Source organism: Acidovorax sp. NB1, from assembly GCF_005405905.1.
Taxonomy (GTDB): domain Bacteria; phylum Pseudomonadota; class Gammaproteobacteria; order Burkholderiales; family Burkholderiaceae_C; genus Acidovorax.
In genome coordinates, this window is the sequence record NZ_BJHU01000030.1 from 65,730 (window position 1) to 89,763 (window position 24,034).

Below are 24,034 nucleotides of genomic sequence, written 5' to 3' on the forward strand. Positions count from 1 at the left end.
TCACTGAACCCGGAGCATCAGGTGCTCCACCATCGGACCCAGGGCCAGGGAGGGCACGTAGTTGAGAAGACCCACCAGAAGCACGGTGCCGATCAGCAGCGTGACAAACAGCGGCCCGTGTGTGGGCATGGTGCCCGCCGTGACAGGCAAGCGCTTTTTGGCCGCCAGCGAACCCGCAATGGCCAGCACCGGCACGATCACACCGAAACGGCCCAGCCACATCGCCAGCCCCAGCAGCACGTTGTAGAACGGCGTGTTGGCCGACAGGCCCGCAAAGGCGCTGCCGTTGTTGTTGGCGGCAGACGTTAGCGCATACAGAATTTCAGAGAACCCGTGCGCACCCGGGTTGGCGATGCCCGCCCTGCCCGCGTCCGTGGCCACGGCAATCGCCGTGCCCACCAGCACCAGGATGGGCGTGACCAGGATGGCCGCCGAGGTGAGCTTCATCTCGCGCACCTCGATCTTCTTGCCCAGGTATTCCGGCGTGCGGCCAATCATGAGGCCCGCCATGAAGACGGCGAGGATGGCAAACACCAGCATGCCGTAGAGGCCCGTGCCAACGCCACCAAACACCACTTCGCCCAGCTGCATCAGCACCAGCGGCACCATGCCGCCCAGGGGCGTGAAGGAGTCGTGCATGGAGTTCACGGCACCACATGAGGCGGCAGTGGTCACGGCAGCGAACAGTGCCGACGCATTGATGCCGAACCGTACCTCCTTGCCTTCCATGTTGCCCCCCGCTTGCAGGGCACTGGCGGTTTGCTCCACGCCCAGCCCCACCCATTGCGGATTACCGACTTTCTCAGCGGAAACCACAGCGATCACGGCCACCACAAACATCACCGTCATGGCCGCCAGGATCGCAAAGCCCTGGCGCTGGTCGCCCACAACGCGGCCGAATGCAAAACACAGTGCAGCGGGAATCAGAAAAATCGCCAGCATCTGCACGAAGTTGGTCAGGGCCGTCGGGTTCTCATAGGGATGGGCGGAGTTGGCATTGAAAAAACCACCGCCGTTGGTGCCCAGCATCTTGATGGCTTCCTGGGATGCCACCGGGCCCATGGCCAGGGTCTGGGTGTTGCTTGTCTTCGCTTCCATCACCGGCGCGCCATCGCTGCCCACCACCGGCTGGCCCGATGCGTCGAGTTGAGGCACTTCATAGGCCGTTGTCTCCAGCGTCGCCACATCCTTGTAGGCGTCAAAGTTCTGGATCACGCCCTGCCCGACCAGCACGATGGAAATCACAAACGCGATGGGCACCAGCACCCATGCCGTGATGCGCGTGACATCGGCCCAGAAGTTGCCCACAAAGCCTTGGCCATCGGTGCGGCGCGCTGCAAAACCGCGCGCCAGCGCAAACGCCACGGCGATGCCGGTGGCCGCCGAGAAGAAGTTCTGCACCGACAGGCCCAGCATCTGCGTGAGGTAGCTCATGGTGGACTCGCCCCCATAGCCCTGCCAGTTGGTGTTGGAAACAAAGCTGATGGCGGTGTTGAACGAAGAATCGCCCGACACTGCGGCCATGCCCTGCGGATTGAGCGGCAGCAGGTGCTGCAAACGCTGCAGGCCATACACCGCAAAAGCACCGATGGCATTGAAAGCCAGCAGCGCCAGCGCATAGCTGCGCCAGTGCATCATCTGATCCGGCGCGACCCCGGCCAGCTTGTACAAGGGTTTTTCGATGGCATGCATCCACCTTGGCAGGCGGCCATCACAGACTGCAGCCAGCCATTTGCCAAGCGGCGACGCCAGCACGCCCAGCACGATCAGGAAGAGCCCCAGCAGGCTCCAGGCAGAGGTATCCATCTCAGAACTCCTCCGCGCAGATCAGCGCAAACACCAGGTAGGCCAGCAAGACCAGGGCCACGATGGCGCCAAAACCGTAAAGCATTTCCATGCCGATCATGAACGCGCCCCCTTGGCTGGGCCATATGTGCCCAGCAAAACCACGGCCTCGGCCATGACCACCCACAACGCCGCCAGTGCGGCCATCCATATCACGTCCATCGACAACTCCTGCATCAGAACAGGTGTTTGATTCTGAGAAGGAGGCCGTAAAAAGTGTGCACAGACTGTGGGGGGCGCCGTAAAAACGGCGTAAAAACGCGGGCCCGGCCCGGGCGGCGTTGGGGTGGCGCTTGACGAGCCACCGCATCGGGCGCGCTGCAGACTTGCGCAACATTGACGCAAGGGGGCGCAATTTTTGCGAACTTTATACGCGGGCTTTTCTACGCTGGCGCTCTGTTCTTTTTTCAAACATTGCTGCCATGAACGTCTCTTCTTCCAAAGCCATCACCGCCGCCCTGCTGGCCGCGCTGCCCCTGCTGGCCAGCGCCCAGCTCACCGGCAACGTCAGCCTGACCACCAACTACAAGTTCCGTGGTCAGGACCAGGACGCCACCAAGGCCAAGGCCGTCAAGCCCGCCCTGCAAGGCGGCTTTGACTACGCCTTCGGTGACTCCGGCTGGTACGTGGGCAACTGGAACTCCAGCGTGGACTGGCTGACCAACAATTCGCTCGAATCCGACCTGTACGGCGGCTACAAGTTCAAGGCCGCTGGCGCTGACTTCGATGTGGGCGCACTGACCTACATCTACCCCGGCAACAGCAACGGCAACACCACCGAGCTGTATGGCGCGGCCACCATGGGCCCCTTCACCGCCAAGTATTCGCACACCATCTCCAAGGATTACTTCGGCTTTGCCGGTGCCAAGTCCGGCTCGGACCTGAAGGGCCGCAACACTGGCTACCTGAACTTCGCGTTTGCCCAGGAAGTGGCGCCCAGCATCACGGTGAAGGCCTCAGTGGGCTTCACGCGTTTTGCCAGCGACATCAAGGACACCGGCGTGCCCAACTACATGGACTATCAATTGGGCGGTGCCTACGACTTCGGCGGTGGCCTGTCGCTGGGTGCGGCCGTGGTCGGCGCCAACAAGAAGGCCTTCTTCGGCCATGTCAACAAGTCGCGCGTGATCGTCACGCTGACCAAAACCCTGTAACCCCGTCCTCCACGGACAAGCAACGGACCTTCACAGCACACACCGCAACGCCCGTTCCCCCGCCACCCGCAGCCGCTCTTTGAGCGATGCGGGTGCCAGCACTTCAAACTCAACATCGAGGGCCATCAGCCAATACACCAGCGAGTCATTGGCTGCGCATTCCAGCTGGCAGCGCTGCCCCTGGTCCAGGGTAGATACCACACCAGCGGACTGCGGGATGCGGCGCGACATCACCGCGTAGGGCGCGTGCAGCACCACCTGCGCCTGTTCGGCATGGTGCGGGGCGGAGATGGAGCGCGACACATAGCCTTTCAGATCCCCCCCATCGGGCGCGGCCCGGGGCGCAAAATGTGCGCCCAACTGCGGGTCGCCCACGATGCGGTCGATGCGAAAGGTGCGCCAGTCGCTGCGCACCCGATCCCATGCCACCAGGTACCATCGCTGGCCGGTGTGCACCACGCCCTGCGGTTCCACGGAACGCTGCGCGCTGCGGCCCTGGCCGTCTTCGTAATGGAACTCAATGCGCAGCTGGTCGCGGCAGGCCGACGCGAGTGTGGCCAGCAACGATGCCTCAACCACCGGCCCCGTGCGGTCCAGCGGCAAGATGGCCGAACGCAAAGCGTCCACGCGCTTGCGCAGGCGTGCGGGCATGGCCTGCTCCAGCTTGACCAACGCCCGCAATGCGGGCTCTTCAATGCCACCCACCGCACCGGCGGTGGCGGTGCGCAGCGCAATCGACACGGCCAGAGCCTCTTCATCGTCCAGCAGCAGCGGCGGCAGCGCCTGCCCCGCGCGAAAGGCGTAACCCCCCGCCACGCCGCTGCTGGCATGCACGGGGTAGCCCAGCTGGCGCAGGCGGTCGATGTCGCGCCGCAGAGTGCGCGGATGCACTTCCAGGCGCTCGGCCAGCTCGGGGCCCATCCAGTGGCTGCGCGTTTGCAGCAGCGAGAGCAGGCGCAGCAGACGGGTCGATGAACTGAGCATGGGGCCACTGTACTTTTTATTGAGGACTGAAATTGTCCGCAATGGTTCTTACAGTGGCAACACCTTTTCTTTCTTCCACCACCAAGGAGTTCTTCATGTCCATCGTTCTCTACTGGCACCCCATGTCCAGCGCCACCCCCATCGCCTGCGCCCTGGCTGAGCTGGGGGTGCCGCACGAACGCATCAAGATCGACATCCGCACCGGCGAGCAGCGCCGCCCCGAGTACCTGGCCCTGAACCCCAACGGCAAGGTGCCCACCCTGACGGTGGATGGCGCCCCCATGTTCGAGGCCCTGGCCATCCACCTCTGGCTGGGCCACCGGTTTGGCGTGGAGCCCGGCCTGTGGCCCGCAGGTGGCACGCCCGAGGCGCTGCAGGCGCTGTCATGGTGTACCTGGTCGTATGTGACTTATGGCGCGCTGGTGGGGCGCCTGCATGTGGCAACCCAAGGCGAGGAGGTTTGGCGCAACGCCGCCCAGGCCGAAGCCGTTCTGCGTCAGCTGAGCGAGCTGCTTGCCTTGCTGGACGCACGGCTGGCCCAGCAACCCTGGATGCTGGGTGCCAACTACTCATTGGTGGATCTGGTGGTGGGCTCAGTGGTGGGCTACAGCCTGTACCTGGGTGCCCCCGTCAACGCACACCCGCATGTGCAAGCCTGGCTGGCCCGGGTACAGGCCCGCCCGGCGATGCAGATCGAGGCTTGAGCGCGTCGAACAAAGCTGCTACAGCAGCACGATGTCGTACTGCTCTTGCCCCATCGCACTTTCTGCCTGCAGCGAGATGGGTTTCTTGATGAAGTCGGAGAGCCCGGCCAGGTGCTGGCTTTCCTCGTCGAGGAACAGCTCCACCACCCGTGCCGACGCCACCACGCGGAACTCGCGCGGGTTGAACTGGCGAGCTTCGCGCAGGATCTCGCGCAGGATGTCGTAACACACGCTGCGCGCAGTCTTCACGCTGCCCTTGCCCTGGCAGGCCTCGCAGGGCTCGCACAGCATGTGGGCCAGGGATTCGCGGGTGCGCTTGCGTGTCATCTCCACCAGGCCGAGCTGCGAGAAGGTGCCGGACGACATGGTCTTGACCCGATCGCGCGCAAGCTGCTTCTTGAACTCCGACAGCACGGCCTGCTGGTGGTCCTCGCGCACCATGTCGATGAAGTCCACGATGATGATGCCGCCCAGGTTGCGCAACCGCAGCTGGCGCGCAATGGCCTGCGCGGCCTCCAGGTTGGTCTTGAAGATGGTGTCGTCAAAATTGCGCGCACCCACGTAGCCGCCGGTGTTCACGTCGATGGTGGTCAGCGCTTCGGTCTGGTCCACGATCAGGTAGCCGCCGGACTTCAGCTCCACCCGGCGCCCCAGGGCCTTGGCCACTTCTTCGTCGATGGAGTACAGGTCGAAGATGGGTCGCTCGCCCTTGTAGTGCTGCAGCTTGCCAGCAGCTGCGGGCATGAACTCCTGCCCAAACGCGCGCAGGCGCTGGAACTGCTCCATCGAATCGAGCCGGATGGTCTGCGTGTGGTCGCCCACCAGGTCGCGCAGCACGCGCTGCAGCAGGTCCAGGTCCTGGTGCAAGAGCGACATGGCGGGCAGCTTGAGCGATGCCTCCTTGATGCGCGCCCAGGTCTTGCGCAGGTAGGCGATGTCTTCGGCCAGTTCTTCGTCCGTGGAGTCTTCGCCGTTGGTGCGCAGGATGAAGCCACCTCCACCGCCCGAGGCCTTGTCGCCCACCAGCGCCTGCAGGCGCGCGCGCAGGGCGTCGCGCTCGGCGGGCGGGATCTTCTGCGACACGCCCACATGGTCGTCCTGCGGCAGAAACACCAGCAGGCGGCCTGCAATACTGATCTGCGTGGACAGGCGCGCGCCCTTGGTGCCGATGGGGTCCTTGATGACCTGCACCATGAGCGCCTGGCCCTCGAACACCTGCTTTTCGATGGGCACCTGGGGTTCGGTCTTGCGCGCGAACGCGGGCGGCTCGCCATCGGGCTGGCGCTGCCACACATCGGCCACATGCAGAAACGCCGCGCGCTCCAGACCGATGTCGATAAAGGCCGACTGCATGCCAGGCAGCACGCGCGAGACCTTGCCCAGATAGACGTTGCCCACCAGGCCCCGCTCCAGCGTGCGCTCGATGTGCAGCTCCTGCACGGCGCCGTGCTCCACCACGGCCACGCGCGTCTCCTGCGGCGACCAGTTGATCAGGATGTCTTGTTGCATGGGAGGGTAACCGTGTTGTTTTTGCTTATAGAGGGAAGCCCGCCGCGCGCAGCAGTTGTGCCGTCTCGTACATGGGCAGCCCCATGATGCCCGAATAACTGCCCGCCAGGTGCTCCACATAGGCAGCCGCCCGGCCCTGGATGCCATAGGCCCCGGCCTTGCCCAGCGGCTCGCCAGTAGCCACATAGGCATCGATCTGTGCGGGCGTCATGGCAGCAAAGGTCACGCGCGACACCGACAGCGCCGTGAGGCGTTTGGTACCCACCTGCAACGCCACGGCCGTGAGCACGCGGTGCTCGTGGCCTGCCAGCTCGGCCAGCATGCGCGCGGCATGGGCTGCATCGTCGGGCTTGCCGTAGATGGTGCGGCCCAGGGCCACGGTGGTGTCGGAGCAAAGGATGGGCGCATCCGGCAGGCCACGGCGAGCACGGCGGGCCACGGCGGCATCCAGCTTGAGCGCCGTGACACGCTCGACATAGGCCGTGGGCGCTTCTCCGGGCAGCACCACCTCGATGGCCTCGGTGTCTTCGGCTTCATCGCACTCCACATTGGGCAGCAGCAAGTCATAGCGCACACCCAGCTGTTCGAGCAGCTGACGACGGCGCGGGCTTTGGGAGGCGAGGTAGATGAAGTCTGGCATGAACAGATTTTGAATAAAAATCGGCCCCTGCGCCTGTCCATCAAGCGCCAGAAGCTATAAAAATAATAGCATTGGGAAGCAGCACAACCACCCTGCCCCGCATCATTCGCGGTGGTAAGGATGCCCGGCATTCACCGACCAGGCCCGGTACAGCTGCTCGATGAGCAACACGCGCACCATGGCATGGGGCAGGGTCAGGTCCGACAGGCGGATACGCTCATGTGCAGCCTGGCGAAAGGCAGGGTCCAGCCCGTCGGGGCCGCCAATCACCAGCGCCACATCGTCGCCCCCCAGCTGCCAGCCCTTGAGGCGTTCGGCAAGGGCCTTGGTGGTGAGGTTGGTGCCCCGCTCGTCCAAAGCGACCACGCGCGTGCCACGCGGGATGGCCGCTTCGATGCGCTCACGCTCGGCCGAGTACAGCGTCTCCAGGGTCTTGGAGCCACGTGGCTCGGTCTTGACGGCCTTGAGTTCGACCTTGAGTTCGGGCGGAAAACGTTTGGCGTAGTCGTCATAAGCCGTTTGTGCCCAGTCGGGCACCCGCTGCCCGACCGCCACGATAAGCAGCTTCATGGATCAACCTGGATGCGTGGGGGATGGTTGCCGCAGCGCACCCGCCTGGGCGCTCTGCGGACGCGTATCAACCCTTGCGGGCCGGGGCCTTCTTGGCAACAGGCTTAGCAGCGGGCTTGGCCGCCGCCTTGCTTGCCGGAGCGGAAGCAGGCTTGGCTGCTGCGCGTGCGGGGGCCTTGGCAGCAGGTGACGACTTCTTGGCTGCGGGCTTCTTGGCGCCCACGGGCTTGACCACCACCGTCTTGACAGGCGTCTTGGTCGCTGCAGGCTTCTTGGCAGCCACCATACCGGTGGTTTTGGCTGCAGTCTTGGCGGGTGCCGCTTTGGCCATTGTTTTTGCCGCTGGCTTGGGTGCTGCTTTGACTGGCGTTTTGGCGGCAGTCTTCGCAGCCGTCTTGGCGACGGCCTTGACCGTGGCCTTGCCCGAACGGGCGGCTACCGTGGGAGCTGCGGTCTTTTTGGCGGGCGCCTTGGCAGAAGCCTTCGCGCCGGATTTGGCAGCCTTCTGGGCCGACTTCTTCTCGGCCAGCTCGGTGGCGGCGCTGGACTGGGGCTTGGCAGCACCCAGCTTCAGGCGCACAGGGGTGTCGCCCCACAGCTCTTCCAGACGGTAGTACTGGCGGATGGCAGGCTGCATGATGTGCGCCACGGCCGCGCCGCAGTCCACGATGATCCATTCACCGTTGTCTTCGCCTTCGATGCGGGGCTTGGAGAAGCCCGCTTCCTTGACCGCATCGCGCACGCTGGCGGCCAGGGCCTTGGTCTGGCGGTTGGAGGTGCCCGATGCCACGATCACCCGTTCAAACAGCGGCGAGAGATGCTCGGTGTTGAAGACCTGGATGTCTTGCGCCTTGACGTCTTCCAGGCCATCGACGATGGCACGCTGGAGTTTGGTAACGTCTTTTTTGGCGGCGGTTTCCGATTTGGTGGAGGTGGTCATCAGGCGGTGGTTAGAGAGGGAATGGAATCAATATAGCGCGCAACATGGCGTGCAACCAATAGGGCTGCGCCTTGGATATTGCGTGTTGTTGCGCGGGTGTTGCACCCTGGCGCAGCATCGGTTTGGGGTGTTTTTGGCCTCTTGCGCCTGTGTAAAAAGCGCGGACAGCTATTGAAATTATAGCTTTTGCGCTTTTTACCCCGTCAGGGCGCTGTCGCAGCCCCGCTGTCCAGCCAGTCGCGGCGCACCAGAAAACGCTGCAGCAATGCGGCCTCGGCCGAATCGGCAGCGTCAGCGCGCTGGTACGACCAAGACACCAGCGGTGGCATCGACAGCAGGATGGACTCGGTGCGACCACCCGACTGCAGGCCGAAGTGCGTACCCCGGTCCCAGACCAGGTTGAACTCGACATAGCGGCCCCGGCGGTAGAGCTGGAAGTCGCGCTCGCGCTCGCCATGGGGCATGCCCTGGCGTTTCTCGACGATGGGCAGGTAGGCGCTCAGGAAAGCGTCGCCCACCGACTGGGTCATCGCCAGGCTCTGCTCAAAGCCCAGCTCCGAGAAGTCGTCATAGAACACACCACCCACGCCGCGCTGTTCGCTGCGGTGCTTCAGGTAAAAGTATTCATCGCACCATTGTTTGAAGCGCGGGTACTTGTCATCGCCAAACGGCTCCAGCGCGTCGCGGCAGGTGCGGTGAAAGTGCACTGCGTCTTCTTCAAACCCGTAGTAAGGCGTGAGGTCCATGCCACCGCCAAACCAGCAGGTGGGCGCCTGGCCGGGGTGACCGGCGGCGATCATGCGCACGTTCATGTGCACCGTGGGCACATACGGGTTGCGCGGGTGGAACACCAGCGAAACGCCCATGGCCTCGAAGGGCGCCCCCGCCAACTCGGGCCGGTGCTGCGTGGCCGAGGGCGGCAGCTGCGGGCCGCGCACATGGCTGAAGCCGCACCCGGCGCGCTCGAACACCCGGCCGTTTTCGAGGATCTTGGTGATGCCATCGCCTTGCAGCGGCTCACCCGGCGGCTTGCTCCAGGCGTCGGCCAGAAAGCGGGCACCGCCCTCGCCTTCGACAGCTTCGAGCGCATCGGTGATGCGGGACTGCAGGCCCTGCAGGTAGCCACGCACACGGGCCACCGTGTCGGCTGCGTTCAGGCTTTGCGCGTCTGCCATCAGCTTTTCAGGGCACGGAAGCCGATGTCACGACGGTACTGCGCGCCATCGAACTGGATGCCACGCGCCACGTCGTACGCACGTTGCTGCGCTTGCTTGACGCTGTCGGCCAGCACGGTGACGCACAGCACCCGGCCGCCCGTCACGCTGACCACGCCGTCCTTGAGCTGCGTGCCCGCGTGGAACACCACGGCATCGTCCGCCTCAGCAGGCAGGCCGGTGATGGGGTCACCTTTGCGCGGAGCCTCGGGGTAACCGTGGGCGGCCATCACCACGCCCAACGCGGTGCGACGGTCCCATTGCAGTTCCATCTGGTCGAGCTTGCCGTCGGCCGCAGCGCCCATCACATCACTGAAATCGCTTTTCAGGCGCATCAGGATGGGCTGGGTTTCGGGGTCACCCATGCGGCAGTTGAATTCGAGCGTCTTGGGATGGCCCTTCGCGTCGATCATCAGCCCGGCGTACAGGAAGCCGGTGTAAGGAATGCCGTCCTTTTCCATGCCACGGATGGTGGGCAGGATGATCTCGCGCATGGCACGGGCGTGCACGTCGGCCGTGACCACGGGTGCGGGCGAGTAGGCGCCCATGCCACCGGTGTTGGGGCCTTCGTCGCCGTCCTTCAGGCGCTTGTGGTCCTGGCTGGTGGCCAGGGCCAGCACGTTCTTGCCATCGCACAGCACGATGAAACTGGCTTCTTCACCTTCGAGGAATTCCTCAATCACGACCCGCGCGCCGCCTTCGTTGTGCGTCACGCCGTATTTGTTGTCCACCAGCATGAAGTCCACGGCGTCGTGGGCCTCTTGCAGCGTCATCGCCACCACCACGCCCTTGCCCGCAGCCAGGCCGTCGGCCTTGATGACGATGGGCGCGCCCAAACGGTCCACAAAGGCGTGGGCCGCAGCCGGGTCGGTGAAGGTGTCGTAGTCGGCCGTGGGGATGCCATGGCGGCGCATGAAGGCCTTGGAAAACGCCTTGGAGCTTTCGAGCTGGGCCGCAGCCTTGGTGGGACCGAAAATGCGCAGGCCATGGGCACGGAACTCATCGACCACACCGGCCGCCAGGGGGGCCTCAGGGCCCACCACGGTCAGAGCGATCTTCTCGGCCTGGGCCCAGGTACGCAGTTCGCGCACGTCAGAGATCGCCACGTTTTCGAGCTTGGGGTTCAAGGCCGTGCCACCGTTGCCGGGTGCCACAAACACCTTGGTCACCTTGGGGGACTGGCTCAGTTTCCACGCCATCGCGTGTTCACGGCCGCCGCCACCAATCACAAGTACTTTCATAGGAACCTTTGGTGAACCCGGCCCACAGCGCTGCGCTGCTGGGTGGGGTTCGGGGGAATATCAGTCGGAAAACAGGTCAGGGCAAGAAAAAAGCGGTGATCTACGGGTGCAAAGTCACAGCGCCGCGTTGTGGTAGACCTCCTGGGTGTCGTCCAGGTCTTCCAGTACGTCCAGCAGCTTTTGCATCTTGGCGGCGTCTTCGCCGGTCAGCTCGATCGTGTTTTCGGGCCGCATGGTCACACCTGCCACCTCGGCCGTCAGGCCTGCGGCCTCCAGTGCGTTCTTCACGGCCTCAAAGTCTGCTGGGGCAGTCAGCACCTCTACGGCGCCGTCTTCGTCGGTCACCACGTCTTCGGCGCCCGCCTCCAGCGCCACTTCCATCACCTTGTCTTCGTTGGTGCCGGGGGCAAAAATCAGCTGGCCACAGTGCTTGAACTGGAACACCACCGAGCCTTCGGTACCCATGTTGCCGCCGTGTTTGCTGAACGCATGGCGAACTTCGGCCACGGTGCGCACCCGGTTGTCGGTCATGGTGTCGATCATGATGGCCGCACCACCAATGCCATAGCCTTCGTAGCGGATTTCTTCGTAGGTCAGGCCTTCGGCATTGCCCGTGGCCTTGTCGATGTTGTATTTGATGCGGTCGGCGGGCATGTTGGCCGCCTTGGCCTTGTCCACCGCCAGGCGCAGGCGGGGGTTGGCAGACAGATCACCGCCACCCGCACGGGCAGCCACGGTGATTTCGCGAATGATGCGGGTCCAGATCTTGCCGCGTTTTTCATCCTGCCGCCCTTTGCGGTGCTGGATATTCGCCCATTTGCTGTGTCCTGCCACGAGAAGTCCTTTTGTATTGATTTAATCTAGCTGGCGGATTTTACTTTTTGCCGAACCTGTACCCCCGAGGAAACCCGAAATGGCCGAACCCCTGCTGATTGCCAAGCACGACACCACCGAATGCCACCTGCTTCCCGGCCTGGCCAACCGCCACGGGCTCATCACCGGGGCCACCGGCACAGGCAAGACCGTGACGCTGCAGACCCTGGCCGAAAACTTCTCGCGCATTGGCGTGCCGGTGTTCATGGCCGACGTAAAGGGTGACCTCACCGGCGCCAGCCAGCCGGGCAAGATTGGCGACAAACTGGCTGGCGTGCTCAAGGAACGCGGCCTGGAGCTGCCCACACCCCTGGCCTGCCCCACCACGCTGTGGGACGTGTTTGGCGAACAGGGCCACCCGGTGCGCGCCACGGTGTCGGACATGGGCCCGCTGCTGCTGGGCCGCATGCTCAATCTGAACGAGACGCAGCTGGGCGTGCTCAACCTGGTCTTCAAGATTGCGGACGACAACGGCCTCTTGCTGTTGGACCTGAAGGATCTGCGCGCCATGCTCACCTTCGTGGGCGACAACGCCAAGGAGTTCACGACCGAATACGGCAACGTGAGCGCAGCCAGCGTGGGCGCCATCCAGCGCGGCCTGCTGCAGATCGAGCAACAAGGCGGCAGCGAGTTTTTTGGTGAGCCCATGCTCAACATCCAGGACTTCATGCAGACGGTGGACGGCCATGGGGTGGTCAACATCCTGGCGGCCGACAAGCTCATGAATTCGCCGCGCCTGTATGCAACCTTCCTGTTGTGGATGCTGTCGGAGCTGTTCGAGCAACTGCCCGAAATCGGCGACCCCGACCAGCCCAAACTGGTGTTCTTCTTCGACGAGGCGCACCTGTTGTTCAACGAAGCGCCCAAGGTGCTCATCGAGCGCATCGAGCTGGTGGTGCGCCTGGTGCGCTCCAAGGGCGTGGGCGTGTACTTCGTCACGCAGAACCCGCTCGACATCCCCGACAGCGTGCTGGCCCAGCTGGGCAACCGCGTGCAGCACGCGCTGCGCGCCTTCACCCCGCGCGACCAGAAGGCGGTGAAGGCCACGGCCACCACCATGCGGCAAAAGCCGGGCCTGGACATTGAAACCGCCATCACCGAGCTGGCCGTGGGCGAGGCGCTGGTGAGTTTTCTGGACGCCAAGGGCCGCCCCAGCATCACAGAACGCGTGTTCGTGCTGCCCCCGGGCAGCCAGCTCGGCCCCATCACCCCGCAGCAGCGCCAGGCGCTGATGGCCAGTTCGCTGGTGGCGGGTGTGTACGAAACCACCGTGGACCGCGAATCCGCCTATGAAAAGCTCAAGGGCCGCGCCGAAAACGCACCGCCCGCACCCGCGGGCACGCCTGCCAGCCGCACAACAGGCGGAGCCAGCCCCATCGGCACGGCGCCAGGCGGAGCCCAGCCGCAGGAGAGCAGCTTCCTCAACGACCTGCTCTTTGGCACCACCGGCCCGCGCGGCGGGCGCAAGGACGGGCTGGTGCAGACCATGGCCAAGTCGGCCGTGCGCACGGTGGGCACCAACGTGGGCAAGGAGATCCTGCGCGGCGTGTTGGGCGGCATCTTCGGCGGCGGCAGCAAGCGCCGCTGAAGGGAGAAGGGGCGGCGCGACGGGGCCCTGCAGCCCCCGCCCGTTGCCGCCCCAACCCTCCCCAGGTGTGGTGGCCTTGTGACAGGCTGGCGACAATGCCATGCGTTTGTCACGATTCGGTCACATTGCGGCCGTGCAATGGCCAAAACACACAACAACAAGGAGGGACACAATGCAACGCGTAGAACACGCCCTGGTGCGCTGGGGCAACAAGGTGGTCCAGGCGGCCATCATTTTGTGGGTGCTGGCTTTCATCGGGGTGTTTGCCGGGGTGTGGAAGCTCCGATGGATCTGGCTGCTATATGTGTTTGCCACGGTGCTGGTCACAGTGATCCTCATCCGCTGGACCACCGCCGTGCGCGAGCGCTACATCCGCGAAGCCCCCCTGCCCCGCTTTCTGCAGCGCAAGCTGCGCGAGACCTACCCCCACCTCAGCCCCCGCGACTGCGACCTGGTTGAACGGGGCCTGCGCCAGTTCTTTATGGCCTGTCTGCGCAGCAACAAGGACTTTGTGGCCATGCCATCGAAGGCCGTCGATGCGCTGTGGCATGAGTTCATCCTGCACACGCAGGCCTACAAGCTGTGGTGCCACAACGCCCTGGGCTTCTTTCTGCACCACACCCCGGCCGAGGCCCTGGGCAAAAAGGCCCGCCACAACGACGGCCTGCGCCGCTGCTGGTACTGGGTGTGCAAAGAGGAATCCATCGACCCCAAGGCCCCCAGCCGCCTGCCCCTGCTGTTTGCGCTGGATGCCAAGTTCGCCATTGCCGGGGGCTTCACCTACGTGCCAAACTGCGCCGACATCGCCCACAAAAGCGATGCGGGCGGCAGCGGCGGCGACAGCTACTGTGGCACCAGCTTTTCGGACGGCAGCTACAGCGGCAGCGCAGGCGACTTTGGCGGCGCCGAAAGCTCGGATGGTGGTGGCGGGGATGGAGGGGATGGCGGGGGAGATGGCGGTGGTGGCTGCGGCGGTGGGGGCGGAGACTGACCCGCCCACCCATGATTGCTCCGTTTTTTATAGCAACAAACCAATACAGACAGGCGGAGAAGGCCAAAAAGAACCCAAGTCACCCAGGCGACGACCCGCCAGCGGCCAGCGGGTCTACAGTGACGGCCCATGAACACCACCCTCACCTGCTTCTCCCTCAGCATCACCAACCATGTGGCCCACCTGGTGCTGAACCGCCCCGAGGCCATGAACACCATGCACCCCACCTTCTGGCGCGAGCTGGACGAGGTGCTGGCCCAGCTGAACAAAAGCGGTGAGGCGCGTGCGCTGGTCGTCAGCAGCACCGGCAAACATTTCAGCGCGGGCATGGCGCTCGAAACCTTTGGCGGCGCCATCACCATGGACGACCAGAGCCCCGAAGGCCGCGCCGCCATCTTTGACCTGCTCACCGACATGCAGGCCACCTTCACCCGCATCGAAAGCCTGCGCATCCCCGTGATCATGGCCATCCAGGGCGGCTGCATCGGCGGCGCGGTGGACATGGTGACCACAGCCTGCGTGCGCTACGCCACGGCCGACGCGTTCTTCTGCATCCAGGAAATCAACATCGGCATGGTGGCCGATGTGGGCACGCTGCAGCGCCTGCCCAAGCTCATCCCGCTGGGCGTGGTGAAAGAGCTGGCCTACACCGGCCGCCGCCTGAGCGCCGCCAAGGCCCTGGGCCACGGGCTGGTCAACGAGGTGTTCGACACCCACGAGGCCATGGTCGCCGCCGCGCTGCAGTGCGCGCAGGAGATCGCCACCAAGCCCCCCGTCGCCATCTGGGGCACCAAGCAGGCCGTGAACTACGCGCGCGACCACAGCGTGGAAGACAGCCTGCGCCAGATGGGATGGCTGCAGGGCGCCATCTGGAGCAACCGGCACGTGATGGAGGCCGTCACGGCCATGAAGCAAAAACGGGCGGGTGAGTTCCCTTCGCTCACGCCGCTGATCCGGTTCAACGACCTGGGCTGACGAAACAGGGGGGCCGGCGCAAAGACAGCCCACGGACCACCGATCGCCCCGTCTCCTGGAGGCCGGGGGCAAGGCAGAGGAAGATACTGAAACTGAAACGCCTCGCTCACTACCAAATTCATAGCTGCCAGCGCTTACCCATCAGGCGCTGGCAGCTATTTTTATGCCCGAATTGGACCCATAGGGCTATCATGTGGCAACCCGGGGCGGCCCATGCCCCGCAGCGAGGACGCCACCATGACCGTGCCCAGCATGCCCCCTCCTGTGAGCCTGCCCACCCATGACGATGTGGCCGCCGCCGCCCGGCGGCTGGCGGGCGTGGCGCACCACACGCCGGTGATGCGCTGCAACACCATCGACGAGCGGCTGGGCGCCAAGCTGTTCTTCAAGTGCGAGAACCTGCAGCGCACCGGCGCCTTCAAGTTCCGGGGCGCCTACAACGCCCTCGCCCAGTTCAGCGATGCGCAGCGCGAACATGGCGTGCTCACCTTCTCGGCAGGCAACCATGCGCAGGCCATTGCGCTGTCGGCCCGGCTGCTGGACATGCCCGCCCTGGTGGTCATGCCCGATGACGCCGCCGCCTCCAAGATGGCCGCCACGCGCGAATACGGCGCCCAGGTGGTCACCTACAACCGCTACACCGAAGACCGCGAAGCCATCAGCCGCCAGCTGGCGCACGAGCGGGGCATGACGCTGATCCCGCCGTTCGACCACCCCCATGTGATTGCAGGCCAGGGCACGGCCGCCCTGGAGCTGCTGCAGGAGGTGCCCGACCTCGACTACCTGTTTGTCTGCCTGGGCGGCGGCGGCCTGCTGTCGGGCAGCCTGCTGGCCGCGCAGGCGCTCGCGCCCCGGTGCAAGGTGATCGGCGTCGAGCCCGAAACCGCCAACGACGCCCAGCAGTCGCTGCGCGCGGGCCACATCGTGCACATCCCCAACCCGCACACCATTGCCGACGGCGCGCAGGCCCCGAGCCTGGGAGAACTCACCTACCCCATCATCCGCGAGCATGTTGAAGACATCGTCACCGTGAGCGACCAGCAGCTCATCGAAGCCCTGCGCTTTTTTGCCCAGCGCATGAAGCTGGTCGTCGAACCCACGGGCGCCCTGGCCTTTGCGGGCGTGCAAGCGTTCTCGGGCGAAGACAACGGCGCCAAGCTGCTGCAAGGCGAGCGCGTGGGTGTAATCGTGAGCGGCGGCAACGTCGATCTGCCGCGCTACTCGCGGTTTCTGGCAGACTGACGCCCGTTTCAAAAAAGCAAAACCCTACTTCCAGCCATGAGCAACGTCACCGTCATCACCCACCCCCTCGTCCAGCACAAGCTCACGCTGATGCGCAAAAAGGACGCCAGCACCAACAGCTTCCGCCGCCTGCTGGGCGAACTCTCCACCCTGATGGCCTACGAAGTCACGCGCGACATGCCGCTGCAGGACATCGAAATCGAAACCCCGCTGGAGACCATGACCGGCAAGGTCATCGACGGCAAGAAGCTGGTGCTGGTCTCCATCCTGCGCGCAGGTAACGGTTTCCTGGACGGCATGCTCAACGTGGTGCCCGGCGCGCGCGTGGGCCACATCGGCCTGTACCGCGACCCGGCCACGCTGCAGCCCGTGGAGTACTACTTCAAGATGCCGTCCGAAATGGACGAGCGCGACATCATCGTGGTGGACCCGATGCTCGCCACCGGCAACTCGGCGGCCGCCTGCGTGGACCGGCTCAAGAAACTCAACCCCCGCTCCATCAAGTTCGTCTGCCTGCTGGCCGCCCCCGAAGGCGTGGCCACGCTGCAGAAGGCGCACCCCGATGTGCCGATCTTCACCGCCGCCATCGACCGCGAGCTGAACGACCACGGCTACATCCTGCCGGGCCTGGGTGATGCAGGCGACCGGATTTTTGGCACCAAATAAGAGCGCAGCGCGCCAGGGCGTGCACCAGCCACCGCAGGGCCATGAAGCCCGGCGGTGGCTTTTTTCATGGTGGCCCGTCCACGTCCGCAAATTTTTACCACCTGGTGGCTTTCCTCTGGCAGACTTGCCAGCGGTTTGCCGCAGTCCGGGGGGGCCTACTGGCGCGCTCCTTGCTTGACAAAGGCACCTCCAATCCCTTTGTTCGTTTGTCTGAAGGAACCCCACCATGACCACTCGCCGCCTTTTCACCGGACGCCTGCTCTGCACCTCCCTGGCCCTCTCGGCCGCCATGGCGATGGCGCCCTCGCTGGCCACAGCGCAGTCCAAGCTCAAGGTCGCGGCGATCTACACGGTGCCTTTCGAGCAGCAATGGGTCAGCCGCATCCACAAGGCGCTCAAAGCCGCCGAAGCGCGCGGCGAGATCGAGTACAAAGCCAGCGAGAACGTGAGCAACGCCGACTACGAGCGCGTGATGCGCGAATACGCCACCGGCGGCAACCAGCTCATCGTGGGCGAAGCCTTTGCCGTGGAAGCCGCCGCCCGCAAGGTGGCCAAGGACTTCCCCAAGACGTCGTTCCTGCTCGGCTCCTCCGGCAAGCCGCAGGCGCCCAACTTCAGCGTGTTCGACAACTACATCCAGGAGCCCGCGTACCTGAGCGGCATGATCGCGGGCGGCATGACCAAGTCCAACAAGATCGGTATGGTGGGCGGCTTCCCCATCCCCGAGGTCAACCGCCTGATGCACGCCTTCATGGCGGGCGCCAAGGAGACCAACCCCAAGGTCGAGTTCACCATCACCTTCATCAACAGCTGGTTTGACCCACCCAAGGCCAAGGAAGCCACATTCGCCATGATCGACAAGGGCGCCGACGTGCTCTACGCCGAACGCTTTGGCGTGAGCGACGCGGCCAAGGAAAAAGGCAAGCTCGCCATCGGCAACGTGATCGACACCCAGCCGCAGTACCCCGACACGGTGGTGGCATCGGCCATCTGGCACATGGAGCCCAGCATCGACCGTGCGCTCAAGCTGGTCAAAGAGGGCAAGTTCACCGCCGAGGACTACGGCCCGTATTCGATGATGAAACACAAGGGCTCTGAACTCGCACCCCTGGGCACGTTCGAGAAGAAGGTGCCCGCCGACATCGTGGCCAAGGTCAAGGCCAAGCAGGCCGACATCCTGGCGGGCAAGTTCACCGTGAAGGTGGACGACAGCCAGCCCAAATCGACGGCCAAGTAAGCACTGAACGTGCGGGCGCTCCCCCCTGCCCGCCCCTGTTCCAGTCTGTGCACAGGCCACCCCGGCAAAGCGGTGGCCTGTTTGTTTTGAAGCGTTGACTGCACGCACCGCTGTTTTCTTTGACGAGGCACCACCCCCATGCAATCCATCCCCACGGCCAAGCCCTCCCTGATCGCCCGGTGCACACGCCTGCTGGGCGCCCTCGCCCTCGCCGCCGTGGTGGCAGGCTGTGCCACCACCGCGCCCGGCAAGACGGCCGTGCGGCTGGACGACACCCCCCGCATCGCCGTCATCTCCGCCTTTGCGCCCGAGCTGACCGTGCTGCTGCCCCAGGTGCAGCAACCCGCCAAGCACAGCATCAACGGCGTGGAATTCACCACCGGCACGCTGGAAGGCAAGCCCGTGGTGGTGTTCCTCTCCGGCATCAGCATGACCAACGCAGCCATGAACACCCAGCTGGTGCTGGATCGCTTCAACGTGAGCCACGTGGTCTTCAGCGGCATTGCGGGCGGCGTCAACCCCAGCCTGCACATTGGCGACGTGACGGTGCCCGCGCAATGGGGCCAGTACATGGAATGGCTGATGGCGCGCGAAGACAAACCCGGCCAGTACAGCGCCCCGGCCTGGATGAAAAGCGAGCTGACCATGCCCGCCTTCGGCATGATGCACCCGCGCCCCGTGGAGGTGCGCTCTGCCGCCCAGCCCAAGATCACCAAGAAGTTCTGGTTTGAAGCCGACCCCAAGATGCTGGCCACCGCCCGCAGCCTGCAGAACGTGGGCCTGGAGCACTGCCTGGCCGCCACCTGCCTCAAGCAGCGCCCGCAACTGGTGGTGGGTGGCAACGGCGTCTCGGGCCAGGCGTTTGTAGACAACAAGGCCTTCCGTGAATACGCGTTCAAGACCTTCGAGGCCAACGTGCTCGACATGGAAACCGCCGCCACCGCCATGGTGGCGCACAGCAACGGCGTGCCCTACATCGCCTTTAGGTCGCTGAGCGATCTGGCCGGTGGTGGCGAGGGCGAGAACGAGATGGGCACCTTCATGGGCGTGGCGGCCGCCAATTCGGCCAAGGTGCTGCGGGCATTTTTAGCCAACTGGAAGTAAATGGCAGAGTCCACCGCCCCTGTCCTGCGCCTGTCGGGCATCACCAAGCGCTTCGGCAAGCTCGTCGCCAACGACGGCATCAACCTGACCTTGGCACGCGGCGAAGTGCTGGCCCTGCTGGGCGAAAACGGTGCGGGCAAGTCCACGCTAATGTCCATCCTGTTCGGGCACTACGTGGCCGACGAAGGCAGCATCGAAGTCTTCGGCCAGCCCCTGCCCCCCGGCCAGCCGCGTGCGGCGCTGGCGGCTGGCATTGGCATGGTGCACCAGCACTTCACGCTGGCCGACAACCTCACGGTGCTGGACAACGTGCTGCTGGGCTGCGAGCCGCTGTGGCAGCCCTTCTCGCGCCGCAGCGAGGCACGCGCCAAGCTGCTGGCCGTGTCGCAGCAGTTTGGCCTGCCGGTGAGCCCCGATGCGAAGGTGGGCAGCCTCTCGGTGGGCGAACGCCAGCGCGTTGAAATTTTGAAGGCACTCTACCGGGGCGCCCGCATCCTCATCCTGGACGAACCCACCGCCGTGCTCACCCCGCAGGAGAGCGAGGCGCTATTCGACACCCTGGCGCAGATGGTGGCGCAGGGCCTGTCCATCATCTTCATCAGCCACAAGCTGGGCGAGGTGCTGCGCGTGTCGCACCGCGTGGCCGTGCTGCGCCAGGGCAAGCTGGTGGCCGAGGCACCTGCGCAGGGCACCACGCAGGGGCAGTTGGCGCAATGGATGGTGGGCCATGCGATTGAGGCGGCCGAGCGCCGCCCCGCGAAGAAGGTGGGCGAGCCCATCTGCACCCTGACCAACGTCAGCACCGCACCCACAGGACGCGACCGGCTGAATGATGTGTCCCTCAACTTGCGCGCAGGCGAGATCGTGGCGATTGCCGGCGTGAGCGGTAACGGCCAAGTGGCGCTGGCCGACCTGCTGTGCGGCGTGCGTAACGCCACCACCGGACAGGTCACGCTGCGCCGCGCTCCGCTGCAAGCCCGCCCCGCATGGCTGGTCAGCCAGGGCGTGGCCCGCATCCCCGAAGACCGTCACGCCGTGGGCGTGGTGGGTGACCTGCCCGTGTGGGAGAACGCTGTGGCCGAACGCCTGCGCGGCCCCTGGTTTGCGCACCCGTGGTTCCGCGCCTTCTGGGTCAAGCGCCGGGCGGCCCGCCAACATGCGCAGCGCGTGGCCGCGACCTTTGACGTGCGTGGCGGCGGAGCCGATGCGCCTGCTCGGTCGCTGTCGGGCGGCAACATGCAAAAGCTCATCCTGGGCCGGGCGCTGATGCCGCCGCAGGACGCGGCGGGTAATTCGGCTCCCGCGCCCCAACTCATCGTGGCCCACCAGCCCACCTGGGGGCTGGACATTGGCGCGGTGATGTTTGTGCAGCAGCAGCTCATCAACGCGCGTGATGGCGGAGCGGCTGTGTTGCTGATTTCGGACGATCTGGATGAAGTGCTGGCGCTGGGCGACCGCGTGGCGGTGATGCATGACGGACACCTGAGCGAGGCCCGACCCGCAGAAGACTGGACACGCGAAGCCATCGGCCTCGCCATGGCCGGTGCAGCCCACTGAGCGACAACAAGAAAAACCCATGAGACTCGAAAAACGCAACCACACCTCCCCCGCCGCCTACGTGCTGGCGCCGGTGGGCGCCGTGGTGTTCACCCTGCTCGTCAGCGCACTGCTGGTGCTGTGGGCTGGCGCGCCCGTGGGGCAGACCTATGCGCTCCTGCTGCAGGGCGCATTCGGCTCGGTGTTCGCACTGACCGAAACCCTCACCCGCGCCACGCCGCTGATCCTGACCGGGCTGGCAGCGGCCGTGGCCTTCCGGGCGCGGCTGTTCAACATCGGGGCCGAGGGGCAGCTCTACGCCGGTGCGCTGGCCGCTGTGGCCGTGGGTGGCATGCATGGCGGCACAGGGCTGGAATGGTCGCCCTATGTGCTTTTCCCACTCATGATGCTGGCGGCAGCACTGGCGGGCGCCGCGCTGCTGCTGGGCCCGGCGCTGATGAAGGCACGGCTGGGGGTGGACGAGGTGGTCACCACGCTGCTGCTCAACTTCATCATGCTGTTGCTGGTTTCGGCCCTGCTCGATGGACCGATGAAAGACCCGCTCTCCATGGGCTGGCCGCAGAGCGTGGCGCTGCAGGGCGATCTGGAACTCGCAAAGCTGGTGCCGCAGACGCGGCTGCACACGGGGCTGCTGTGGGCCGTGTCGCTGGCCGTGATGCTGTGGGCGCTGCTGGCGCGCACGGTGCCGGGCTTTGATATTCGCGCTGCGGGCGCCAACGCACGGGCTGCCGCATTTGCGGGCGTGCCCATCACCCGCACGGTGGTGCTGGTCGCCCTGCTCTCGGGCGGGCTGGCCGGGCTGGCGGGCGCGATTGAGGTGGCGGGCCGCACGAGTTATGTGACGCTCGACATGTCGCCCGGCTACGGCTACAGCGGTATCGTGATTGCCATGCTGGCTGGGCTGCACCCGCTGGGCGTGATTGCGGCAGGCACCTTTGTGGCGGGCGTGCTGGTGGGGGCCGACAGCATGAGCCGCGCGGTGGGTGTGCCCACCTACATTGCGGATGTGATCGTGGCAACGTCGCTGATTGCGGTGCTGGTGGCCGGGCTGCTGACGCAGTACCGCGTGCGCTGGAAGTGAGGACGCCATGAACAAGCACGTGCACCAAAAATGCAAGAAAAATAGGCTGTTACCGCGCGTCCACCATGCCTTTTTAGCTATCAAAAACAAAGCAAACCATGCCGGAGCAGCCGCATGACCGAACTGCTCGACATCCTCGCCAACCCCGCGTTCTGGATCGCCACCCTGCGCGTGGCCACCCCGCTCATCCTCGGCACATTGGGCGTGCTGCTGTGCGAACGCGCGGGCGTACTCAACCTGGGCATTGAAGGGATCATGGTGGCGGGCGCCTTCACCGGCTGGCTCACGGTGTATGCGGGCTACGGGCTGTGGACGGGTGTGCTGGTGGCAGCGCTCACCGGCGCCGTGTTTGGCCTGCTGCACGCGTGGCTCACCGTGGGGCTGGCGCTGTCGCAGCATGTGTCTGGCCTCGGCATCACGCTGCTGGCCACGGCGCTCAGCTACTACGGCTACCGGGTGAGCTTCCCCAAGGTGAACACGCCGCCCACCATCGAGCCGTTTGCGCCGATGGACTGGCTGGGCGTGCCCATCCTCTCTGCCCAGACACCCCTCACGCTGCTGGCGCTGCTGCTGGTGCCCCTGCTGGCCTGGGTGCTGATGCGCACCCCGCTGGGCCTGGCGGTGCGCATGGTGGGCGAGAACCCGCAGGCGGCCGAGGGCCAGGGCATCTCGGTGGCGGCCACGCGCACGGGCGCCATCGTGGCAGGCTCGGCGCTGATGGGTGTGGCGGGGTCGTTCCTCACGCTGTCGGCGTTCAATGCCTTCTTCTTCAACATGATCAACGGGCGCGGCTGGATCTGCGTGGCGCTGGTGGTGTTTGCATCGTGGCGGCCCGGCAAGGCGCTGCTGGGCGCACTGCTGTTTGCGTTTTTTGATGCCTTGCAGTTGCGGCTGCAGCAGTCGGGTGATGCGTGGCTGCCGTACCAGGTGTATTTGATGCTGCCCTACCTGCTGTCCATCCTGGCGCTGGTGCTGGTGGCGCGCAAGGCGGCGTATCCGCAGGCGCTGATGAAGCCGTATCGCAAGGGGGAGCGGTGAAGCACATCCGCCACGGCATGAGGCACTGGCTGGCTGGTGCGCTGCTGGCCTGCGCGGGCCCGGTCCATGCCCTGGGCATGGACCTGCCCTACGAATCCTTTGCCACCGCGCCCGACGTGGACTGGATCAAGGTTTGCGGCCAGTGGCCTGCGCCTGTGCAGCCGGGCCAAGGGGATGGCGTGTACCGCATCGTGCATGCCACGCGCCATGCACAGTCGTTCCTGTACCTGCAGTGGATCGTGCGTGACAGCACCGACAGTGCCACCGCCGTCCACACCGAAGGTTTTGCCGCCATCAACAACGACCATGCCTCCATCACCTTGAGCCAAATGAACTGCCTGGCCACGCGCCGGGGCATTCGCTTCACGGCGCGGGCAGCGTCGGGCCATGACAACAGCGTGTTCCGCATCACCATCGATGCGGGGCACCCACCGGGCGAAGTGCGTTTTCGCACCCGCCAGAGACGCTGATGCGCAGGCCCGACCCATCAGGCACTGGGGGCGCCCATGGGCGTGCACAGCTCCACCAGCGCGCCATTGATGTCTGCCACATAGGCCACTGTCTGGCCCCAGGGCATCTGCTCGGGTGCCTGCACCAGCCGCGCACCGGCGCCCACCGCGCGCTGCACGGCGGCGGCCACGTCGGCGGTGGTGAATGCAATCTCGAAACTGGGCGCATCGGCCGATGCACGCTGCGGGTTCTTGCCCAGCTCGGCCATCAGCCGCAGCGACGAGAACGCCAGCGCTGTGGCGCCTGTGTCCAGCTCGCCAAAGTCGCCTGCCTCGTGCACAAAGCGGCGGACCAAGCCAAAAGCTCGTTCGTAAAAAGCAATGGTCTTGGGAACGTCTTCCACGTACAGGATCGTGTAGCCAAACTGCATA

Annotated in this window: 24 protein-coding genes; 13 read left to right on the forward strand and 11 right to left on the reverse strand. The window is 65.2% G+C overall.

Annotated features, from left to right (window positions below; translation table 11 throughout):
• Together kdpA and AvAM_RS15445 are read right to left on the reverse strand one after the other, a co-directional pair.
• The gene (gene kdpA / locus AvAM_RS15440) at positions 1-1,806 is read right to left on the reverse strand and encodes a potassium-transporting ATPase subunit KdpA (protein ID WP_137747866.1); all 1,806 of its coding nucleotides are present in this window, start codon (positions 1,804-1,806) and stop codon (positions 1-3) included.
• Position 1,807: 1 nt separating this feature from the next.
• Positions 1,808-1,906: a potassium-transporting ATPase subunit F gene (locus tag AvAM_RS15445; RefSeq protein ID WP_056414695.1), complete on the reverse strand. Its 99-nt coding sequence runs from the start codon at positions 1,904-1,906 to the stop codon at positions 1,808-1,810.
• A 361-nt stretch (positions 1,907-2,267) separates the two neighbouring features.
• Here AvAM_RS15445 and AvAM_RS15450 point away from each other — a divergent pair, with 361 nt between their 5' ends.
• Complete coding sequence (locus AvAM_RS15450; protein WP_137747867.1) at positions 2,268-2,999, forward strand: TorF family putative porin; 732 nt, start codon at positions 2,268-2,270, stop codon at positions 2,997-2,999.
• Positions 3,000-3,029: 30 nt separating this feature from the next.
• Here the strand turns inward: AvAM_RS15450 and AvAM_RS15455 are convergent, their stop codons facing one another.
• On the reverse strand, positions 3,030-3,983 hold the full coding sequence (locus AvAM_RS15455) for a YafY family protein (protein ID WP_137747868.1): 954 nt from the start codon (positions 3,981-3,983) through the stop codon (positions 3,030-3,032).
• A gap of 95 nt (positions 3,984-4,078) precedes the next feature.
• Between AvAM_RS15455 and AvAM_RS15460 the strand changes: the two genes are divergently transcribed.
• On the forward strand, positions 4,079-4,687 hold the full coding sequence (locus AvAM_RS15460) for a glutathione S-transferase family protein (RefSeq protein WP_137747869.1): 609 nt from the start codon (positions 4,079-4,081) through the stop codon (positions 4,685-4,687).
• 18 nt (positions 4,688-4,705) lie between these two features.
• Here the strand turns inward: AvAM_RS15460 and rng are convergent, their stop codons facing one another.
• From rng to AvAM_RS15495, 7 genes are all read right to left on the reverse strand, one after another.
• Complete coding sequence (gene rng, locus AvAM_RS15465) at positions 4,706-6,196, reverse strand: ribonuclease G (protein ID WP_137747870.1); 1,491 nt, start codon at positions 6,194-6,196, stop codon at positions 4,706-4,708.
• Between the two features lie 25 nt (positions 6,197-6,221).
• Positions 6,222-6,836: a nucleoside triphosphate pyrophosphatase gene (locus AvAM_RS15470; protein WP_137747871.1), complete on the reverse strand. Its 615-nt coding sequence runs from the start codon at positions 6,834-6,836 to the stop codon at positions 6,222-6,224.
• A 102-nt stretch (positions 6,837-6,938) separates the two neighbouring features.
• Positions 6,939-7,406, reverse strand: a complete 468-nt coding sequence (rlmH, locus tag AvAM_RS15475; RefSeq protein WP_137747872.1) for a 23S rRNA (pseudouridine(1915)-N(3))-methyltransferase RlmH — start codon at positions 7,404-7,406, stop codon at positions 6,939-6,941.
• A 67-nt stretch (positions 7,407-7,473) separates the two neighbouring features.
• On the reverse strand, positions 7,474-8,346 hold the full coding sequence (gene rsfS / locus AvAM_RS15480) for a ribosome silencing factor (RefSeq protein ID WP_137747873.1): 873 nt from the start codon (positions 8,344-8,346) through the stop codon (positions 7,474-7,476).
• A 203-nt stretch (positions 8,347-8,549) separates the two neighbouring features.
• Positions 8,550-9,521 (reverse strand): oxygen-dependent coproporphyrinogen oxidase, encoded by a 972-nt coding sequence (hemF, locus tag AvAM_RS15485; protein ID WP_137747874.1) that lies wholly within the window; start codon positions 9,519-9,521, stop codon positions 8,550-8,552.
• A complete protein-coding gene (gene purD, locus AvAM_RS15490) occupies positions 9,521-10,801 on the reverse strand; it encodes a phosphoribosylamine--glycine ligase (RefSeq protein ID WP_137747875.1) in 1,281 nt (426 codons plus the stop codon). The genes hemF and purD overlap by 1 nt, the downstream gene beginning before the upstream one ends.
• A 114-nt stretch (positions 10,802-10,915) precedes the next feature.
• The gene (locus tag AvAM_RS15495; RefSeq protein WP_137747876.1) at positions 10,916-11,635 is read right to left on the reverse strand and encodes a YebC/PmpR family DNA-binding transcriptional regulator; all 720 of its coding nucleotides are present in this window, start codon (positions 11,633-11,635) and stop codon (positions 10,916-10,918) included.
• A gap of 79 nt (positions 11,636-11,714) precedes the next feature.
• Between AvAM_RS15495 and AvAM_RS15500 the strand changes: the two genes are divergently transcribed.
• The 11 genes from AvAM_RS15500 (at position 11,715) to AvAM_RS15555 (ending at position 23,623) form a co-directional block, all read left to right on the forward strand.
• Positions 11,715-13,262, forward strand: a complete 1,548-nt coding sequence (locus tag AvAM_RS15500; protein WP_137747877.1) for a helicase HerA-like domain-containing protein — start codon at positions 11,715-11,717, stop codon at positions 13,260-13,262.
• Between the two features lie 172 nt (positions 13,263-13,434).
• Positions 13,435-14,253 carry a hypothetical protein gene (locus AvAM_RS15505; RefSeq protein ID WP_212742276.1) on the forward strand — a complete coding sequence of 273 codons (819 nt, stop codon included), beginning with the start codon at positions 13,435-13,437 and terminating at the stop codon, positions 14,251-14,253.
• A gap of 129 nt (positions 14,254-14,382) precedes the next feature.
• Complete coding sequence (locus tag AvAM_RS15515) at positions 14,383-15,228, forward strand: enoyl-CoA hydratase-related protein (protein ID WP_137747879.1); 846 nt, start codon at positions 14,383-14,385, stop codon at positions 15,226-15,228.
• Between the two features lie 237 nt (positions 15,229-15,465).
• Complete coding sequence (locus AvAM_RS15520) at positions 15,466-16,470, forward strand: threo-3-hydroxy-L-aspartate ammonia-lyase (protein WP_137747880.1); 1,005 nt, start codon at positions 15,466-15,468, stop codon at positions 16,468-16,470.
• Positions 16,471-16,506: 36 nt separating this feature from the next.
• Positions 16,507-17,136, forward strand: coding sequence for a uracil phosphoribosyltransferase (gene upp / locus AvAM_RS15525; protein ID WP_094291073.1), 630 nt, complete (start codon positions 16,507-16,509; stop codon positions 17,134-17,136).
• A gap of 226 nt (positions 17,137-17,362) precedes the next feature.
• On the forward strand, positions 17,363-18,373 hold the full coding sequence (locus tag AvAM_RS15530; protein WP_137747881.1) for a BMP family protein: 1,011 nt from the start codon (positions 17,363-17,365) through the stop codon (positions 18,371-18,373).
• Positions 18,374-18,511: 138 nt separating this feature from the next.
• Complete coding sequence (locus tag AvAM_RS15535) at positions 18,512-19,477, forward strand: 5'-methylthioadenosine/S-adenosylhomocysteine nucleosidase (protein ID WP_137747882.1); 966 nt, start codon at positions 18,512-18,514, stop codon at positions 19,475-19,477.
• The gene (locus AvAM_RS15540; RefSeq protein ID WP_137747883.1) at positions 19,478-21,034 is read left to right on the forward strand and encodes an ABC transporter ATP-binding protein; all 1,557 of its coding nucleotides are present in this window, start codon (positions 19,478-19,480) and stop codon (positions 21,032-21,034) included. It abuts the gene before it with no gap.
• Between the two features lie 19 nt (positions 21,035-21,053).
• On the forward strand, positions 21,054-22,115 hold the full coding sequence (locus AvAM_RS15545) for an ABC transporter permease (RefSeq protein WP_137747884.1): 1,062 nt from the start codon (positions 21,054-21,056) through the stop codon (positions 22,113-22,115).
• Positions 22,116-22,229: 114 nt separating this feature from the next.
• Positions 22,230-23,153, forward strand: coding sequence for an ABC transporter permease (locus tag AvAM_RS15550; RefSeq protein ID WP_137747885.1), 924 nt, complete (start codon positions 22,230-22,232; stop codon positions 23,151-23,153).
• Positions 23,150-23,623 carry a hypothetical protein gene (locus AvAM_RS15555; RefSeq protein ID WP_249368163.1) on the forward strand — a complete coding sequence of 158 codons (474 nt, stop codon included), beginning with the start codon at positions 23,150-23,152 and terminating at the stop codon, positions 23,621-23,623. The genes AvAM_RS15550 and AvAM_RS15555 overlap by 4 nt, the downstream gene beginning before the upstream one ends.
• A gap of 17 nt (positions 23,624-23,640) precedes the next feature.
• Here AvAM_RS15555 and AvAM_RS15560 read toward each other — a convergent pair whose 3' ends face one another.
• Complete coding sequence (locus AvAM_RS15560) at positions 23,641-24,033, reverse strand: VOC family protein (protein ID WP_137747886.1); 393 nt, start codon at positions 24,031-24,033, stop codon at positions 23,641-23,643.
• Between the last annotated feature and the right edge of the window lies 1 nt (position 24,034).